Source organism: Thiohalocapsa sp. ML1, assembly GCF_001469165.1.
Classification (GTDB): Bacteria; Pseudomonadota; Gammaproteobacteria; order Chromatiales; family Chromatiaceae; genus Thiohalocapsa.
In genome coordinates, this window is sequence record NZ_JABX01000031.1 from 56782 (window position 1) to 72651 (window position 15870).

Genomic DNA, 15870 nt, shown 5'->3' on the forward strand with positions numbered 1-15870 from the left:
TTGCTTAAAGACTGTAAGCATTCTCCGCAAGGTCGTTCAGCGTTGCGGCAGGGCCCCGCCGGGGGCTGTTCGCCGCATGGAGACAACTTGTCCCGGATCAGCGAAGGGGCGGCTTGTGTCGCGCAGGCCGCTCTCATCCCGGTAACCTGAGCACATGCGCCAAAGGGGTTCGCCCCGGCCTCAAGCCCCGCAAAGGGAGAGATCACGACCATGACCACCACCCACGACGGCGCGAGCCGTAGCCAGAACCCTAAGCTGCTCGACTGGGTCGACGCGATGGCCCGGCTGTGCAAGCCGGAGCGCATCTACTGGTGCGACGGCACCCAAGCCGAGTACGACCGCCTGTGCGAGGACATGGTGCAGGCCGGCGCCTTCGTCCGGTTGAACCCGGACAAGCGCCCGAACAGCTATCTCGCGCGCTCCCACCCGAGCGACGTCGCGCGGGTCGAGAACCGGACCTTCATCTGCTCCGAGCGCGAGGAGGACGCGGGGCCGACCAACAACTGGATGGCGCCGGCCAAGATGCGCGCAAAGCTGAACGAGCGCTTCGAGGGCTGCATGCGCGGGCGCACCATGTATGTGATTCCGTTCAGCATGGGGCCGCTCGGCTCGCCCATCGCGCACATCGGCGTGGAGATCACCGACTCGCCCTACGTCGTCGTCAACCAGCGCATCATGACCCGCATGGGCCAGCCGGCGCTGGACGTGCTGGGCGCGGACGGTGACTTCGTGCCCTGCATGCACAGCGTTGGTGCACCGCTGGCGCCCGGCGAGCAGGACGTGCCCTGGCCCTGTGCCGGCAACGTCGAGGACAAATACATCACGCACTTCCCGGAGACGCGCGAGATCTGGTCCTTCGGCAGCGGCTACGGCGGCAACGCGCTGCTCGGCAAGAAGTGCTTCGCCCTGCGCATCGCCTCCGTCATGGCGCGCGACGAGGGCTGGCTCGCCGAGCACATGCTCATCGTCGGCGTGAAGTCCCCCGAGGGCAAGAAGCACTACGTGGCCGGCGCCTTTCCGAGCGCCTGCGGCAAGACCAACTTCGCGATGCTGATCCCGCCCAAGGGCTTCGACGGCTGGGAGGTCACCACCGTCGGCGACGACATCGCCTGGATCAAGCCCAACCCCGCCGACGGCCGGTTCTACGCCATCAACCCCGAGTACGGCTTCTTCGGCGTCGCGCCGGGCACCAATGAGAAATCCAACCCGAACGCCATCGCGTCGCTCAAGGCCAACGCGATCTACACCAACTGCGCGCTGACCGACGACGGCGACATCTGGTGGGAAGGGCTCACCGACGAGCCGCCGGAGCACCTCATCGATTGGCAGGGCGAGAGCTGGACACCGGGCTGCGGACGCCCCGCCGCGCATCCGAACGCCCGCTTCACCGCGCCGGCGAGCCAGTGTCCGTGCATCGACCCGGAGTGGGAGAACCCGGCCGGCGTGCCCATCAGCGCTTTCCTGTTCGGCGGGCGCGTCAGCCGGAACTTCCCGCTCGTGTTTCAGAGCTACAACTGGGAGCACGGCGTCTACATGGCCGCGACCATGGGCTCCGAGGCCACCGCCGCCGCCATCGGCCAGGCCGCCATGCGCCGCGACCCCATGGCGATGCTGCCGTTCTGCGGCTACAACATGGCCGAATATTGGCGGCATTGGCTGCGCATGGGTCGGCAGAACGTCGCCACGCCGCCGGCCATCTTCCGCGTCAACTGGTTCCGCAAGGACGAGCACGGCAAGTTCGTCTGGCCCGGGTTCGGCGAGAACATGCGGGTGCTGAAATGGGTCATCGACCGCTGCGAAGGGCGCGCGTCCGCCATCGAGAGCCCGCTCGGTCTGCTGCCCGGCTGGGACGACCTGCACTGGGAAGGGCTCGCGTTCAGCAAGGAGCGATTCTTCTCAATCATGAACATCGATAAGGAGCTCGCGCGGCAGGAGACGGTGGATCAGGAAGAGCTCCTGACCCGCTTCGGCGATCATCTGCCTCACGAGATGGAGCTGGAGCGGGAGCTGCAGCTCGCGCGGCTGTATCACTCCCCGGCGCTGTGGGACCTGTCGCGCGCCGTTGGCTAACGAGGCTTCGCCTCAGACCGACGAGTCGTGCGCTGCGCTATCGGGATCAGGATCGGTTGGCACTCGGTTCGATCCCGATCCCGACGTGCCCCGCGTCCGACGCCCGGTTGAAACTCGAGTTGTCTGCGCTCTTGCTTACACGGTGAGTGTGGGTCGCCCGAGTCCGGCTGTCGGGCGGTTTCAACGTGGATCAGCCAGGATTATGGCTCGTATCCAATCGCTGAGCCTGTCCGTTAGACTCTCGCGGCTGTTCCACGGCGCGCCGTCTTGCCCGGCGGCGCACTTCTAGTCCCCGCATCCTTGTTCCCCGCATCCTTGTTCCCCGCATTCTTGTTCCCCGCATCCGCGCCTTTGTTCCCCGCACCTTTGTTCCCCGCACCTTTGTTCCCCGCACCTTGCCCCTCGGCTCTGCCCCGTTCCGCGATGCCCACCGCTTCGGCCCGCAACCGACCGCACCCATGGCTCATGGGCTGGCTCTGGCTCGGGCTCGCGGCCGTGGTGTCGGCCGGTGATCGGGTCGAGGAGGTGGTCGCGGCGGTGCGCTTCGCCTACGGCCTGGAGGCCGAGGTGTGGCGCGACCCGGCGCGGTTTCGGACCCGGGCGGCCATCTACGAGCACTTCCGGCAGGGATTTAGCCCGGACCTCGCGAGCGCGATGACCGAGCATGTGCTGACCGGCGACGGTGACCTCGCCACCTGGGTGCCGGCGCAGGTGCAGGTCGCGGAGCTGCTGCCGAGCTTCGCGCTGGTCTGGTTTCCGACGCCGCCGGCCTTTGGCGAAGGTGGCCTGTGGGGGCTAGAGTCCTACATGCAGCTCAAGCTGCGCCGCGACGGGGGGCGCTGGGTCGTCTACGAGGGCACCGACCGCCCGGCGCCGCCTGTCCGCTGACGCCGGGCTTAGGCAGCGGTCAAGAACCACTGATACACCCCCGAAGCGATGTCTAGCGAGGCAGAGCCGCAGACCAACCAGGACACGGAGCGTCGTGAATCAAAGGGCCGAGGGCCAAGGGCCGCGGAGGGCTCCCTTGGCCCTCGGACCTCGGCCCGTTTGCCTGAAAGCGCCTTTAACATCTTCGCTTAACCTGCGAAGGTTGCGCGAAAGGCGGCGACGGCCTCATCAAGCGCGGCGCGCAGACCCGCCCGGGCGTCCGCAGGGAGCGTATCGGCGTAGGCCTCCAGGCGATTCGCCAGCGCGGCGAGCGCGGCCTCCACGGACGTTTCGCGCGGCTCCGTGCTGCCAGCGTCCGTGGCGTCCGCCGGCGCAATTACTGCGCTGCGGGGGACCATCCGCGTGGCACCGGAGCCCTCGACGGTGGCCGTCATCGGCCCCGACTTGCAGTACCGCTCGCCCTGCCAGGTGAAGCGGCTGCCGATGGGGAGCTGCGGGAACTTCATGGCTCTCTCCAAGCTCGGTTGTCGGGTCGGCTCAGGGTGTGCGCGCGACACACCAGACATCGACGCGGCCGGCGCCGGCCGCGCGCAGCACCCCTGCCAGCTCGCCGACGGTGCTGGCGGTGGTGACGACGTCATCCAGCACGGCGACATGGGCGCTGCCGAGCTCGGCCGTCACGCGAAAGGCCCCGCGCAGATTCACCTTGCGCGCCTTGGCTTCCAGCGCGCTCTGCGGCGGGGTCGCGCGGGTGCGCAGGGCGGCGTCGAGCACCGTCAGGTCTAGGCGACGGCCGACCACGCGCGCCAGCTCCAGCGCCTGATCATAGCCCCGCTGGCGCAGCCGGCGCGGGTGCAGCGGCACCGGCACGATGGCGTCCGGCCGGTCGGCGTCGGCGACGGCCTCGGCGAGCAGCAGGCCCAGTAATCGCAGCGTGTTGAGCCGGCCGCGGAACTTGAACGCGCCCACCAGCGTCGGCAAAGGTTGCTCGTAGCGAAAGGCCGCGTGTGCGCGCTGAAACGGGGGCGGCTTGCGGCGGCAGCCGCCGCAGAGCAGCGCGTCCTCGCCGGCACCTGCAAGCACCGCATCCGGCAAGGGCAGGGCGCAGCGTGTGCAGGCGACGCCGAGCACGGGCAGGTCCGCACGGCAGCCACGGCAGAGATCGAGCCCGTCGTCGCCGGCGGCGCCGCAGAGGATGCAGGTGGGCGGGAAGATCAGCTTGAGCATCGGTCTCCTATCGACTGTCGGGATGCTGACTATTGCACGCCAACCCTTGTGATGCGGCCCATCCGGTTATAGTCTGCTGCACCGCACAATCGGTCGGCAGCGTCCGCCGGGGCTTGATCGATGACGGCTCGCCAGCCCGAACGAGCGGATACACTGACCGGCCCGAGGGGGCAGCACAAGATCAAACGAACCGCGCCGAGCGCGGTCTCACCACCAACGGCCGCACTAGCCCTAGGCGGCCGTGACGCGCGAGGAAAGCATGACACCGCATCGACCCGTCTTCCTGGAGCTCTGGCGCATCCAACTGCCGGTGCCCGGCGTCGTTTCCATCCTGCATCGCATCAGCGGCGTGATGATGGTGGTCGCCATTCCGTTGTTCGCGTGGCTGTTCGCGCAGGCGCTGGCCAGCCCCGAGGGCTTCGCCGCGTCGGCGGCTTTCCTCGGCAACCCGCTGGTCCAGCTCGGACTGCTGGTGCTGGCTTGGGCGCTGCTGCATCACCTCATCGCCGGCATCCGCTACCTGCTCATCGACCTGGGGCTGGGCGTCGATCTACCCACCGCACGCCGCAGCGCCTGGACATCCCTCATCGCCGCGCTCGTGCTGACGGTGCTTGTGGCAGGGGGGATGCTGCTGTGAGCCGACGCGCATCGGGACTCAAGGCCTGGTTTCTGCAACGGGTGACGGCCGTCTATGTCGCACTCTTCGGCGTGTATCTCGCGCTCGGCTTCTCGCTGGCCCCGCCCGCGGACCACGCCGCGCTAGTGGCCTGGGTGGCGAGCCCGTGGGTGGCGCTTGGCTTGTTGCTGTTTATCCCGATTCTGCTCGCGCATGCGTGGGTCGGCATCCGCGACGTGTTCATGGATTACATGAAGCCCATCGCGTTGCGTGCCACGGCGCTGACACTGGTGGGTTTCGTGTTCCTGGCCTCGGGGCTGTGGGCAGCGCAGGCCGTCATCGCGGCGCGTGCATTCCAATAACGCGGTCAGGGGATCAGCAAACAATGACGATTCCGCATCGGAAGTTCGACGCACTCATCATCGGCGCCGGCGGCGCCGGCCTCAACGCGGCACTACGGCTCGCCAGCGCGGACCTGCGCGTGGCCGTGGTGTCCAAGGTCTTCCCGACCCGCTCGCACACGGTGGCCGCGCAGGGCGGCGTCAATGCCGCGCTGGCCAACGTGTTCCCGGACGACTGGCACTGGCACATGTTCGACACCGTCAAGGGCTCGGACTACCTGGGCGACCAGGACGCCATCGAGTACATGTGCCGCGAGGCCATCCCGACCGTCTATGAGCTGGAGCACGCGGGCGTGCCGTTCAGCCGGCTCGACGACGGCACCATCTACCAGCGCGCCTTCGGCGGGCAGAGCCAGAACTTCGGCGGCGATCAGGCCGCGCGCACCTGCGCCGCGGCTGACCGCACCGGCCACGCCATCCTGCACACGTTGTATCAGCAGAACGTCCGTGCCCGCACGCACTTCTTCGACGAGTTCTTCGCCATCGATCTGATCCGGGACGAGGAGGGCGCCGTGCTCGGCGCGCTCGTGCTGGAGATCGAGACCGGCGCGACCCTGGTCATTGAGGCCAAGGCGACGCTCATCGCCACCGGCGGCTATGGGCAGGTGTTCCGCACCACCACCAACGCCTTCATCAACACCGGCGACGGCATGGCGATGGCCCTGCGCGCCGGCGTGCCGCTGATGGACATGGAGTTCTACCAGTTCCACCCGACCGGCGTCGCCGGCAAGGGCATGCTCATCACCGAGGGCGCCCGCGGCGAGGGCGGCTATCTGATCAACGGCGACGGCGAGCGCTTTATGGAGCGCTATGCACCCCGCGCGCTCGATCTCGCGAGCCGCGATGTGGTCGCTCGCTCCATGGTCACCGAGATCCGCGAGGGTCGCGGCTGCGGCCCGAACAAAGACCACGTGATGCTGAAGCTCGATCATCTGGGCGCCGAGGTGGTGCATCACCGCCTGCCCGGCATCACGGATATCTGCCGCGTGTTTCTCGGCATCGATCCGGCCAAGGCGCCGATCCCGGTGTTCCCGACCGCCCACTACGCCATGGGCGGCATCCCGACCGACCGCTTCGCGCGGGTCGTGGCGCCGGCGCGGCACGGGCCGGAGGAGGTCGTGCCCGGGCTCTACGCCGCCGGCGAGTGCGCCTGTGTCTCGGTGCACGGTGCGAACCGGCTCGGCGGCAACTCGCTGTTGGACATCCTGGTGTTCGGCCGCGCCGCCGGCACCGACATCCTGCAGTACGTCGCCGAGAACCCGAACCACCGGCCCCTGCGCGAGGCGGACCTGGAGCCCGCCGTGACGCGCCTCGCCCGCTGGGAGCGCAAGGGCGAAGGGGAGACCGTCGCCGCGGTGAAGGCCGATCTGCGCAAGCTGATGGAGGACCACTGTGGCGTGTTCCGCGACGACGACACCATGGCCGTCGGCGTCGAGAAGCTGAAAGCGCTCCGGGAGCGCGTCGAGCACGCGCGGCTCAAGGACCAGAGCCCGACCTTCAACACCGCCCGCATCGAGGCGCTGGAGCTGGACAATCTGGTCGATGTCGGCATGGCGACGCTGATGTCGGCGCACGCCCGGCAGGAGAGCCGCGGTGCTCATTCGCGCATCGACCACCCGGCGCGCGACGATGAGCGCTGGATGAAGCACAGCCTGTATTCACGCGACGGCGACCGCATGGACTTCAAGCCCGTGCGCACCAAGCCGCTGACGGTGGAGAGCTTTCCGCCTAAAGCCAGAGTCTATTGAAGAAGGGGCGAGGGCCGAGGGCCGAGGGAAGACCCGCCGTTGGCTCTGGTCCTTGGCCCTCGGCCCTTGGCCCTGGCCCCTCGCGCTGCCGCCTAATATTTGAGCGAACCCCCATGCAAATCTCCGTCTACCGGTATCACCCGGACCAAGATTCCAAGCCGCGCATGCAGACCTTCGAAGTCCCTGAGCAGCCCGGCATGATGCTGCGCGAGGCGCTGCTGGCCATCAAGGAACAAGATGAAACCTTTACCTTCAGGCACTCCTGCGGCGAGGGCGTCTGCGGCTCCGACGGCATGAACGTCAACGGTAAGAACCGCCTCGCCTGCGTGACGGCGGTGGCGGAGCTGAAGCGGCCCATCGAGGTGCGCCCGCTGCCCGGGCGTCCGGTGATCCGCGACCTGGTGGTCGACCTGACCCAGTTCTACGAGCAGTACCGCAACGTGCAGCCGTACCTGATCCGCAAGGAGCCGCTGCCGGAGCAGGAGATCCGCCAGTCGCCGGCCGATCGCGACAAGCTCGACGGGCTGTATGAGTGCATCATGTGCGCCTGCTGCTCGACGGCCTGCCCGTCGTTTTGGTGGAACCCCGAGAAGTTCCATGGCCCGCAGGCGCTGCTCTCGGCGTGGCGCTTCCTCGCCGACAGCCGCGATCAGGCCACCGATGAGCGCCTCGACGCCCTTGAAGGCCCGTACAAGCTCTTCCGCTGCCACACCATCATGAACTGCGTCGAGGTCTGTCCGAAGGGCCTGAACCCGACCCGGGCGATCGGCAAGATCAAGGACCTGATGCTGGAGAAGTCCATCTGAGGCCGCGCCGATGGACCGAGCCGACCGCCTGGACCCGAGCTTGAACCCGAAACTGGACCCAAGCCTAGCCGCCGAGGTCTCGCGGCTGCGCTGGCAATGCCGGCGCGGCATGCTGGAGCTGGACCTGCTGCTGAACCGTTTCCTCGACGCCGGTTTCGTCGAGCTCGACCCCGCCGGGCGCACCGACTTCGTCCGCTTCCTCGGCTACCAGGACCAAATCATTCACGACTGGCTCATGGGCCGCGCGGTGCCCGCGGACGCGCCGCTGCGGCGGCTGGTGGTGCGGATTCAGCAAGCGATGCGGGCTTAGCACGGTGCCGCGCTGGGCGCCGATTTTTGCAGACGGGAGCTCTGTGGGGCTGGACATCGATGGCATCGACCGGCTCTATCTCACCCTCTACCAGCCGCGCTTGCAGACCGGCGGAGGGGTGGTCGGGCTCTTCAAGGACCATCGTGGGGCGCAAGCGGCAGATGGTAGCTATGCGGATGGGCAGGCAAAGCTCGGGGTCGGACCATCGCAAGTTGCGGATGAACGGTAAAAAATGCTCTCAAACGGAGGTATGCCCGACAAGCGGGCTCGACACCGCGTCGGCACGGACTGGGAGCGCCGGCTTTCAGCCGGCTGCGCGCGCCGGGGGCTCGATGCCCCCGGCGCGCGATTTGCGGCGCGGGAGCCGGGCTTGCCCACGCCGCGCCGCCGGGCGGACGACTGCGCATGTGCTCTCTGATCAGCCCGGACGCCGCCGACGCGGCATCGAGCCGCGTCGGCGCCGAGCCGGCTGGAAAGCCGGCGATCCCAGTCAGCCGCGCCGGCTGGTTCCGCGGTGTTGGCGGGTGTTGGACTGGAGTGTTGACCTCCAGGTCAACACGGCGGATGCACCGCTGTCGCGAGTGCGGAGCCGACCCGGAGGTCGTGGACCTCGGCCCTTTTGCCTGCCACGCCGTGTGGTCGTGAAATTTGACTCATCTGCAAGCATTTGGCGCCGTCAAGCAATCTAGTGGCCGATACGACCCACCTTAGGAGGGCGTCATGAATCCAGACGTCGATCTCGATCTCGGCGACCACTGCGCGGACTTCGTCTACCGCCAGGTGCGCGCGGGCCGCTACGGCAGTGCCAGCGAGGTGGTGCGTGCCGGCCTGCAATTGCTCGAGGAGCGCGAGCTGCGGCTGGAAGCCCTGCGGCGCGCGTTGCAGGAGGGTGCGGCGAGCGGTCCCGCGGCGTATTCCCTAGACGACTTGATCGCGGAGCTGGACGCGGAAGCCGAACACTGATACCCGCGTTTCGGCTCACCGCCAAGGCCAAGGAGTATCGCGCTCGGCTAAGCTTAGGCATGCCACACTTTTCGGTCCGCCCATGACAACGGAAGACCTCGCACCGCTGATCCGCGCGGCTCGCGGCAACCTGCGTTTCGACGAGCCGCTGGCGGCCGATGACCCGCGCCTGGTCGATCTGAACGCCGTCCGCGGCGACTTCCGCCTGCACCGCTTTCTGTTCGAACTCGGCATTGATGCCGCCGACGGACCGCTGGACGCGCCGCCGGATTGCCAGTATGTGCTCTTCGGCGGTCATCGCGGCTGCGGCAAGAGCACCGAGCTGCGGCGCCTCGCCGCGGAATTGCATCGGCCGGATCGGTACTATGTCGTACTGGTCGATGTGCTCAAGCTGCTGGATGTCAACGACGTCGAATACGGCGATGTCCTGCTGGCTCAAGCCGAGGCCTTGACGGCGCAACTGGGGCGGGACGGCATCGACATCGACGGCGTCCATGTTGAGCGCCTACAAGACTGGTTTTTCGAGCGCATCGAAAGCCACACCCAGACCAAAGAGCTGGCCGCGGAGCTCAAGGCTGGGGCCGAGGTGAAGGCCGGGCTGCCCTTCCTGGGCCGGCTGTTGGCCGGTGTCGTGAACAGTATCCGCGCCAACAGCGTGCACAAGCACGAGCTGCGGCGGGTGGTCCGCGCCAGCTTCCCGCAGTTCGCCGACGCCTTCAACGGCCTCATCGAGCATGCTCGGGAGCGCGTGCGCGCCGAGCAGCAGGGCCAAGGCCTCCTGTTCATCGTGGACGGCACGGACCGGCTGCGCGGCGACGACGCCGATGCCTTCTTCGAGCGCGACGTCTATCAGCTAAAGATGGTGCGCGCCAATGCGATCTACTGTGCACCGATCGATCTGATCAGCGAGCGCGGCGTGCTGGCGCAGAGCTTCAGCATCGTGCGCCTGCCCATGATCAAGCTTGCCGACAAGCACGCCGAAACACCGCTGCCCGAGGCGATGGATACGATGCGCCGAATGGCCCTGGCGCGGATCGACGGGAGACTCTTCACGGATGCAAGGGCCATCTTGGACTACCTGATCCGGATCTCCGGCGGGCATCCGCGCGATCTCCTCCGGCTGTTGAGCTATGCGTTGGCCGAGTCCTTCGGCCGGCCCATCGATCATGCGGCGGCGGAGGAGGCGGTGCGCCGGCTGGCGACCGATTATCGGCGGATCATCCAACAGGAAGACTATGCCCTGCTGGCGGCCATCGATCGGGCGCCACCGGAATACACGCCAATCGACGGGCGGACGCGGCGCCTGCTGTACGATCTCGCGCTGCTGGAATACAACAGCTTCTGGTGGGCGAGCCATCCGGCGGTCCGTACCCTCGAAGGCTACTGCGCCGCCCGGCACGAGCTGGCATCGGCAGATACACTCGATGTTGCCGAATAACCGCGATGGCTACGCCCGAGCACAATGGCAGCCCCGGTATTCAGTCCGCGCATCGGCGGGAGCTGGCGCGTGTGCGCAACGCACTCTGCGAGCCCGACGGTTTTCGGCTGATCATCGCGCTGTTCAACGACCCTGCCTATCGTGAGCGCATCACCGCGGCGCTGCCGGCGGGAACGGCCTTGAAGATTGCTCCGGGTGCCGAGGTGGGGTGGCTTGAGCGGCAACTGGCCGAGCTTGCCCATTCCGGCCGGCCCGTCTATCTCACCGGCCTCGAAACCTGGTTCGATGACGACCCGCCCCGGCGTATCCGCGGCCTCAACTATCATCGGGAGCGGCTGGCCGAGGTCGCGCCGATCCCGATCCTGTGCTGGCTGCCCGCGGGTTTGGCCGCCGATCTGGCCCGGGAGGCCCCCGACCTCTGGGCATGGCGCGAGCTGGTGGCGGACTTCGGCACCGCGCCGCGGCAACTCGGTACCCCGGCCCGGGTCACGGCAGATCAACCGGCCGTGCAATCCGACACCGCGGCACGAAGGCTCGCGGCCCTGGATCGGGCGCTTGACGGAAAGCGACCGACGACGCCCTCGGACGCGGGCCACTTGCTTGAACGGGCGCAATTGCGCTCGGACCTTGGCCGCCTGGACGCCGCCCGCACCGACGCGCAGACGGCACTGGCGATTTATCGCGAGGCAGGCCGGGTCGGCGATGCGGCATCCGCTTCCGCCCAGGTGGGCATGCTCGCGCAGCGCGCCGGCCGGTTTAAGGACGCGGAACAGCACTACGAGGCCGCGTTGACCGGATATCGGCAAATTGGCCACCCCCTCGCAGAAGGACAAGTGCTCGCGCGTATCGGCCATTGCCATCAAGCTCAGGGGGAGGTGGATCTGGCTCGACACGCCTACAGCCGGTGGCTGGAGCTGACCCGCCGAATCAACTATCGGTATGGTGAAGGCTCGGCCTTGGGTAGCCTCGGCATGCTGGAGGCCGAGCAGGGCAACGTGGACGCGGCCCGTGCGGCCTTCACCGCGGCCCTGGCAATCGCACGCGAGCTTGGCGACGAGCGCGCGGAGGCCCTCGGACTGGCAAACCTGGCCCTTATGGATATGGAGCACGGCGATCCGGCGGCAGCGGAAAGGAACTTGCGCCGCGCCATTGCTCTGGCCCGCACGCTGCACCTCCACGCCACGGAGGTCGCCGCAACGACGAACTTGGGCCTGCTGCTGCTGCGCACCGGTCGCACCGACGCGGCGGTTGCGTTGCAGGAAAAGGCGCTAATGCTCGCGAAGGACGCCGGCGACCGTCGTGGCGAGCTGACCGCGGTCGTCAATCTCGGCAGCACCCTGCAAGCGTCCGGGCGCCTGGACGAGGCCCTTGATCAGTTCAGCGCGGCCGTCCGCATCGCGGCGGCGCTCGGCGACCGAAAGTCGGAAGCGACGGGCTGGGAAGCCATCGAGGGCCTGCTGTCGGCCCTCGGCCGTTCGGACGACTTGGCCGGGATACGTCTGCGGCGCGGCGAGCCGCACCCGCGCTCGGCCGTGCCGACGGATTGAGGCAACCCGGTCGCGTGGCGCGGCGCGTCGTCTCGGCAGCCCTGCCGACTGCGGAGATGCAACAGCGCCGCCGCCCCAAGACCGGGGTCTTTCCGCTGGCGCTGAGCCTGCGTTGAAGCCCGAGCACGGCGCGGGTCAGTGCCCTAACGACAGGAGACCGCTCGACAATGATCTGGAACCTGAACATCAAGCTGCTCCCTCATTGGCGCGCCGATGGCCCTTGGGAAGCGACGATCGCGGTGGATGCCTCGTCGACGCTGGAGTGGCTGCACCACGCCATCCAGCGGGCTGTAGCCTTCGATAACGACCACTTGTACGAGCTCTTTATCGCGCGCACGCCGCGCAGCCGCGAGCGCATCCGTTTCGACGACGAGGACGGCGGGTTGTACGAGCACAGCATCGAGTCGCTGTTCCCGCTGCCGACGGACCGGCGGCTCTACTATCTGTTCGATTATGGCGACCACTGGGTGTTTCAGATTTCCCGCACCCGACACCAGCCCTATGAGCCGGAGCCCGGCGTCGAGTATCCGGTGGTGCTCTCGGAGCGGGGGCAGCGGCCGGAGCAATACCCGATGATCGAGGACTAGGGCGGCGGAGCCTCAGTCCGGCCGGTAGGCCGGGTCCAGCAGCTCGGACTCGGAGAATGGGCAGGTCGGCGGGAAGGTCTCCTCGGACAGCCCGGTCTCCAGCGCCGCGCGGCTGCGTGCCGCAGGGTAACGGCGGGCGACAAGCTCGGCGACCTTCCCCCGCAGGCTCGGGCTGTCTTCCAGAAGCTCGGCGATCTCGTCACGAGCGTTGTCGATGGAGAGCCGCCAGCTCACACCCCGAAAGCCCGGCTGGTACCGCCACTTGAGCAGATGGACGATCAGCAGCTTGAGGTGGCTCGCCAGCGCGTGGCGCTGGGCCTTGCCCATATCTTCGAGCTCCTGGGCGACGCCGTCCAAATCCACCTCGCTCACGCGGCCGGTGCGCAGGCGCTCCGCGGTTGCCAAGGTCCAGGCGTAGTAATCGGTATCTTGGGAAACTGCCACTGAGTCCGCTCCGGAGCACACCTGGGCGGTGATGCTCGCAATGTCGGCCTTTGCGTTTCAGGCCGGGGTCATCGGGCTTAGGATAGCCTCGCGCGCAGCGAGCGCCAATCCAAAGCGGCGGATGCTTGGTCGGCGGCGGTTGCCCGCGTCGATTTCGATCCCGATCCCGATTTCGATCCCGATTTCGATTTCGATTTCGATCCCGACTAGCGGCTGGCGGGACGTGGGTGGGGGAGGTGGGTATCAGTTGTTTTTGAACGGGTTTAGAGCGAATGGCACCATGCACCTCATCGACACCCACTGCCACCTCGATGTCGAGGACTTCGACCCGGACCGCGCGCGGGTGCTGGCCGCGGCCCGCGCCGGCGGCGTGCGGGAGATCGTCGTGCCGGCGATTCATCGCGCCGGCTGGCCGAAGCTGCTCGCGCTCTGTGCCGAGGACGCCGGGCTGTATCCCGCGCTCGGGCTGCACCCGGTCTATCTGGCGCAGCACCGCGATGAGGACGTGCCCGCCCTCGCCGCCGCGGTGGCCGAGCAGCGACCCCTCGCCGTCGGCGAGATCGGCCTCGACTATCACGTCGCCACCGAGGCCGGCGAGCGCCGTCGCCAGCGCGAGCTCTGCGCGGCACAGCTCGCCGTCGCCGCGGAGGCCGGGTTGCCGGTGCTCGTGCACGTGCGCAAGGCGCACGCGGACATGCTCGGGCTGCTAGCGGACGCCGGCGTTGGCGGCGGCATCGCGCATGCCTTCAACGGCAGCCCGGAGCAGGCCGAGCGCTATCTGGACTTAGGCTTCAAGCTCGGTTTCGGCGGCATGCTGACCTTCGCGCGCTCCACCAAGCTCCGGGGGCTCGCCGCCGCGCTGCCGCTTGCGGCCATCGTGCTCGAAACCGACGCGCCGGACCTCACCGTCGCCTCGCACCGCTACCAGCGCAACAGCCCCGAGTACCTGCCGGAGGTGCTCGCGGCGCTGGCCGAGGTGCGCGGCGCCGATCCTGCGGAGCTCGCCGCGGCAACCACCGCGAACGCGCGCGCGGTGCTCGGCCTGCCCGGAGCGCCCGACGCATGAGCGCGCCGAACCCGATCTGGGAACGCACGGCGATCCTGATCGGCGCGGAGGGCTGCGCGCGGCTGGCGGAGTCCCGTGTCTTGCTCTGCGGGCTCGGCGGCGTCGGCTCCTTTGCGGCGGAGGCACTGGCGCGGGCGGGCGTCGGCCGCCTTACCATCGCGGACTTCGATGTCGTCGCGCCGTCCAACCTGAACCGCCAGCTCTGCGCGCTGACTACCACCGTCGGCATCAAGAAGGCGGCCGTCGTCGCCGCGCGCATCGCGGACATCAACCCGCGCTGCCGCGTAGACATCCTCGATGCGTTCCTGTCCGTGGACGACATGCCGACACTCGTCGTCGGCGACGGCGGCTTCGACCACATCGCCGACGCCATCGACAGCCTGAGCAGCAAGGTCGCGCTGCTGGCTGCGGCGCTTGCCGCCGGCGTGCCCGTCACCGCGAGCATGGGCGCGGGCGGGCGGCTTGATCCGACCCGCATCCGCGTCTCCGACGTCATGGACAGCCGCGAATGCGGCCTCGCGCGCGAGGTGCGCCGGCTCCTGCGCCGCCTCGGCCACGATCGCGGCGTGCAGGCGGTGTGGTCCGACGAGCCGCCGCTGCCGCCGCTGCCGCCCGAGCCCACCGGGCGCGGTCGCGACCGGGCGGTGAATGGCACCATCAGCTACATGCCCGCGCTGTTCGGACTGACGCTGGCGGGGTGCGTCATTCGGCGGTTACTCGGCGACACCGGCGCTGTGGCCCGCTGAGCGCCGAGCCCGCCCGCTTCTGTCGGAATTCCCCTACAGGCCCCGCGACGCTTCGCACGCGGCGCGGCGAATAGTCGCCGCCCCAAACGCTGTTTCGTTTCTTAACCTATTCGGGTGCTGGGTTTTTCCGGGCGCGCGAGTAACGACAGCGACGAAACGGGGTGATGGTCATGCGCGAACAAGTCGACGTGGCGGTGATCGGCGCGGGACATGCTGGTCTGAACGCGATCAAAGAGATCCGCAAGGTCACGGACGACTGGGTGCTCATCAACGGCGGGCCGCTACTAGCACCACCTGTGCCCGCATCGGCTGCATGCCGTCGAAGGTGGCGATCCACCTGGCGGACGCCTACCAGATGCGCGACAAGCTGAAGCGCTACGGTGTCAGCGGCGGTGATGCCCTGGCGCTGGACCGCTCGGCAGCGCTGGAGCACGTGCGCGACCTGCGCGACACCTTCGTGGACCTGGTGCTGGCCAACACCACCGACGAGATGGACGACGATCACCTCATCGAGGATTACGCGGAGCTGCTGGATGCGCATCGGCTGCGGGTGGGCGAGCGCGAGATCCGTGCGGACGCCATCGTCGTCGCCACTGGTGCCCGCTCGGTGGTGCCGCCGGCCTGAACGGCCGCCTTCGGCGACGGCATCCTGGCGGTGGACGACATCTTCGAGCAGGCAGAGCTGCCGGCGTCGGTCGCCGTCATCGGCCTCGGGCCCATCGGTCTTGAGATCGGCCAGGCGCTGCATCGGCTCGGCGTCGTCGTCACCGGCATCGACCACGGGGAACGTGTCTGCCGCATCCAGGACCCGATGCCCCCGGCGCGCGATCTGCGGCGCGGGAGCCGGGCGGTTGCCCATGCCGCGCTGCCGGGCGGACGACTGCGCCTGTGGCCTCTTATCGGCCCGGACGCCGCCGACGCGGCATCGAGCCGCGTCGGCGCCGAGCCGGCTGGAAAGCCGGCGATCCCGGTCAGGCGCGGACTGGGAGCGCCGGCTTTCAGCCGGCTTCGCG

Annotated in this window: 20 protein-coding genes; 17 read left to right on the top strand and 3 right to left on the bottom strand. The window is 68.4% G+C overall.

Annotated elements, in window-relative coordinates; genetic code table 11:
* Nucleotides 1-210: 210 nt before the first annotated feature.
* Nucleotides 211-2070, top strand: coding sequence for a phosphoenolpyruvate carboxykinase (GTP) (locus ML01_RS18265; protein WP_058556827.1), 1860 nt, complete (start codon nt 211-213; stop codon nt 2068-2070).
* 423 nt (nt 2071-2493) lie between these two features.
* Nucleotides 2494-2958: a hypothetical protein gene (locus tag ML01_RS18270; protein ID WP_156427821.1), complete on the top strand. Its 465-nt coding sequence runs from the start codon at nt 2494-2496 to the stop codon at nt 2956-2958.
* Between the two features lie 188 nt (nt 2959-3146).
* Here the strand turns inward: ML01_RS18270 and ML01_RS18275 are convergent, their stop codons facing one another.
* Both ML01_RS18275 and ML01_RS18280 read right to left on the bottom strand, forming a co-directional pair.
* Nucleotides 3147-3464: a hypothetical protein gene (locus ML01_RS18275; RefSeq protein WP_058556829.1), complete on the bottom strand. Its 318-nt coding sequence runs from the start codon at nt 3462-3464 to the stop codon at nt 3147-3149.
* Nucleotides 3465-3495: 31 nt separating this feature from the next.
* Nucleotides 3496-4185 (bottom strand): ComF family protein, encoded by a 690-nt coding sequence (locus ML01_RS18280; protein ID WP_058556830.1) that lies wholly within the window; start codon nt 4183-4185, stop codon nt 3496-3498.
* A 259-nt stretch (nt 4186-4444) separates the two neighbouring features.
* Between ML01_RS18280 and sdhC the strand changes: the two genes are divergently transcribed.
* From sdhC to ML01_RS18330, 11 genes are all read left to right on the top strand, one after another.
* Nucleotides 4445-4822: a succinate dehydrogenase, cytochrome b556 subunit gene (gene sdhC, locus ML01_RS18285; protein WP_058556831.1), complete on the top strand. Its 378-nt coding sequence runs from the start codon at nt 4445-4447 to the stop codon at nt 4820-4822.
* Nucleotides 4819-5163: a succinate dehydrogenase, hydrophobic membrane anchor protein gene (gene sdhD / locus ML01_RS18290; protein ID WP_058556832.1), complete on the top strand. Its 345-nt coding sequence runs from the start codon at nt 4819-4821 to the stop codon at nt 5161-5163. Before sdhC ends, sdhD begins: the two co-directional genes overlap by 4 nt.
* A gap of 23 nt (nt 5164-5186) precedes the next feature.
* Nucleotides 5187-6950: a succinate dehydrogenase flavoprotein subunit gene (sdhA, locus tag ML01_RS18295; RefSeq protein ID WP_058556833.1), complete on the top strand. Its 1764-nt coding sequence runs from the start codon at nt 5187-5189 to the stop codon at nt 6948-6950.
* Between the two features lie 113 nt (nt 6951-7063).
* Nucleotides 7064-7756, top strand: a complete 693-nt coding sequence (locus tag ML01_RS18300; protein WP_058556834.1) for a succinate dehydrogenase iron-sulfur subunit — start codon at nt 7064-7066, stop codon at nt 7754-7756.
* Nucleotides 7757-7766: 10 nt separating this feature from the next.
* Nucleotides 7767-8066, top strand: a complete 300-nt coding sequence (locus ML01_RS18305; protein ID WP_082674417.1) for a succinate dehydrogenase assembly factor 2 — start codon at nt 7767-7769, stop codon at nt 8064-8066.
* A 43-nt stretch (nt 8067-8109) separates the two neighbouring features.
* On the top strand, nt 8110-8295 hold the full coding sequence (locus ML01_RS30285; RefSeq protein ID WP_058556835.1) for a hypothetical protein: 186 nt from the start codon (nt 8110-8112) through the stop codon (nt 8293-8295).
* A gap of 176 nt (nt 8296-8471) precedes the next feature.
* On the top strand, nt 8472-8711 hold the full coding sequence (locus tag ML01_RS29675; protein ID WP_162268049.1) for a hypothetical protein: 240 nt from the start codon (nt 8472-8474) through the stop codon (nt 8709-8711).
* 75 nt (nt 8712-8786) lie between these two features.
* Nucleotides 8787-9029 carry a type II toxin-antitoxin system ParD family antitoxin gene (locus ML01_RS18315; protein ID WP_058556836.1) on the top strand — a complete coding sequence of 81 codons (243 nt, stop codon included), beginning with the start codon at nt 8787-8789 and terminating at the stop codon, nt 9027-9029.
* Nucleotides 9030-9111: 82 nt separating this feature from the next.
* A complete protein-coding gene (locus ML01_RS18320) occupies nt 9112-10467 on the top strand; it encodes a hypothetical protein (RefSeq protein ID WP_058556837.1) in 1356 nt (451 codons plus the stop codon).
* 5 nt (nt 10468-10472) lie between these two features.
* A complete protein-coding gene (locus ML01_RS18325) occupies nt 10473-12014 on the top strand; it encodes a tetratricopeptide repeat protein (protein ID WP_058556838.1) in 1542 nt (513 codons plus the stop codon).
* A gap of 167 nt (nt 12015-12181) precedes the next feature.
* Nucleotides 12182-12601 (top strand): hypothetical protein, encoded by a 420-nt coding sequence (locus ML01_RS18330; protein WP_058556839.1) that lies wholly within the window; start codon nt 12182-12184, stop codon nt 12599-12601.
* Between the two features lie 12 nt (nt 12602-12613).
* Here the strand turns inward: ML01_RS18330 and ML01_RS18335 are convergent, their stop codons facing one another.
* Complete coding sequence (locus ML01_RS18335) at nt 12614-13045, bottom strand: DUF29 domain-containing protein (RefSeq protein WP_254045307.1); 432 nt, start codon at nt 13043-13045, stop codon at nt 12614-12616.
* A 280-nt stretch (nt 13046-13325) separates the two neighbouring features.
* On the opposite strand from ML01_RS18335, the gene ML01_RS18340 reads away from it, so the two are divergent.
* From ML01_RS18340 to ML01_RS18355, 4 genes are all read left to right on the top strand, one after another.
* A complete protein-coding gene (locus tag ML01_RS18340; RefSeq protein WP_058556841.1) occupies nt 13326-14111 on the top strand; it encodes a TatD family hydrolase in 786 nt (261 codons plus the stop codon).
* Complete coding sequence (locus tag ML01_RS18345; RefSeq protein WP_058556842.1) at nt 14108-14857, top strand: ThiF family adenylyltransferase; 750 nt, start codon at nt 14108-14110, stop codon at nt 14855-14857. The genes ML01_RS18340 and ML01_RS18345 overlap by 4 nt, the downstream gene beginning before the upstream one ends.
* Nucleotides 14858-15170: 313 nt before the next feature.
* Entirely contained in the window at nt 15171-15482 is a 312-nt protein-coding gene (locus tag ML01_RS18350) for a hypothetical protein (protein WP_058556843.1), read from the top strand.
* A gap of 30 nt (nt 15483-15512) precedes the next feature.
* A partial coding sequence (locus tag ML01_RS18355; protein ID WP_162268050.1) for an FAD-dependent oxidoreductase occupies nt 15513-15870 on the top strand: 358 nt, incomplete at its 3' end.

What these genes read in the sequence shown, in the direction of transcription:
- ML01_RS18265 (WP_058556827.1), top strand. Translation starts at nt 211, where the DNA reads ATGACCACCACCCACGACGGCGCGAGCCGTAGCCAGAACCCTAAGCTG.
- ML01_RS18270 (WP_156427821.1), top strand. Translation starts at nt 2,494, where the DNA reads ATGCCCACCGCTTCGGCCCGCAACCGACCGCACCCATGGCTCATGGGC.
- ML01_RS18275 (WP_058556829.1), bottom strand. Translation starts at nt 3,464, where the DNA reads ATGAAGTTCCCGCAGCTCCCCATCGGCAGCCGCTTCACCTGGCAGGGC.
- ML01_RS18280 (WP_058556830.1), bottom strand. Translation starts at nt 4,185, where the DNA reads ATGCTCAAGCTGATCTTCCCGCCCACCTGCATCCTCTGCGGCGCCGCC.
- sdhC (WP_058556831.1), top strand. Translation starts at nt 4,445, where the DNA reads ATGACACCGCATCGACCCGTCTTCCTGGAGCTCTGGCGCATCCAACTG.
- sdhA (WP_058556833.1), top strand. Translation starts at nt 5,187, where the DNA reads ATGACGATTCCGCATCGGAAGTTCGACGCACTCATCATCGGCGCCGGC.
- ML01_RS18300 (WP_058556834.1), top strand. Translation starts at nt 7,064, where the DNA reads ATGCAAATCTCCGTCTACCGGTATCACCCGGACCAAGATTCCAAGCCG.
- ML01_RS18305 (WP_082674417.1), top strand. Translation starts at nt 7,767, where the DNA reads ATGGACCGAGCCGACCGCCTGGACCCGAGCTTGAACCCGAAACTGGAC.
- ML01_RS29675 (WP_162268049.1), top strand. Translation starts at nt 8,472, where the DNA reads ATGTGCTCTCTGATCAGCCCGGACGCCGCCGACGCGGCATCGAGCCGC.
- ML01_RS18315 (WP_058556836.1), top strand. Translation starts at nt 8,787, where the DNA reads ATGAATCCAGACGTCGATCTCGATCTCGGCGACCACTGCGCGGACTTC.
- ML01_RS18320 (WP_058556837.1), top strand. Translation starts at nt 9,112, where the DNA reads ATGACAACGGAAGACCTCGCACCGCTGATCCGCGCGGCTCGCGGCAAC.
- ML01_RS18325 (WP_058556838.1), top strand. Translation starts at nt 10,473, where the DNA reads ATGGCTACGCCCGAGCACAATGGCAGCCCCGGTATTCAGTCCGCGCAT.
- ML01_RS18330 (WP_058556839.1), top strand. Translation starts at nt 12,182, where the DNA reads ATGATCTGGAACCTGAACATCAAGCTGCTCCCTCATTGGCGCGCCGAT.
- ML01_RS18340 (WP_058556841.1), top strand. Translation starts at nt 13,326, where the DNA reads ATGCACCTCATCGACACCCACTGCCACCTCGATGTCGAGGACTTCGAC.
- ML01_RS18345 (WP_058556842.1), top strand. Translation starts at nt 14,108, where the DNA reads ATGAGCGCGCCGAACCCGATCTGGGAACGCACGGCGATCCTGATCGGC.
- ML01_RS18350 (WP_058556843.1), top strand. Translation starts at nt 15,171, where the DNA reads ATGCCGTCGAAGGTGGCGATCCACCTGGCGGACGCCTACCAGATGCGC.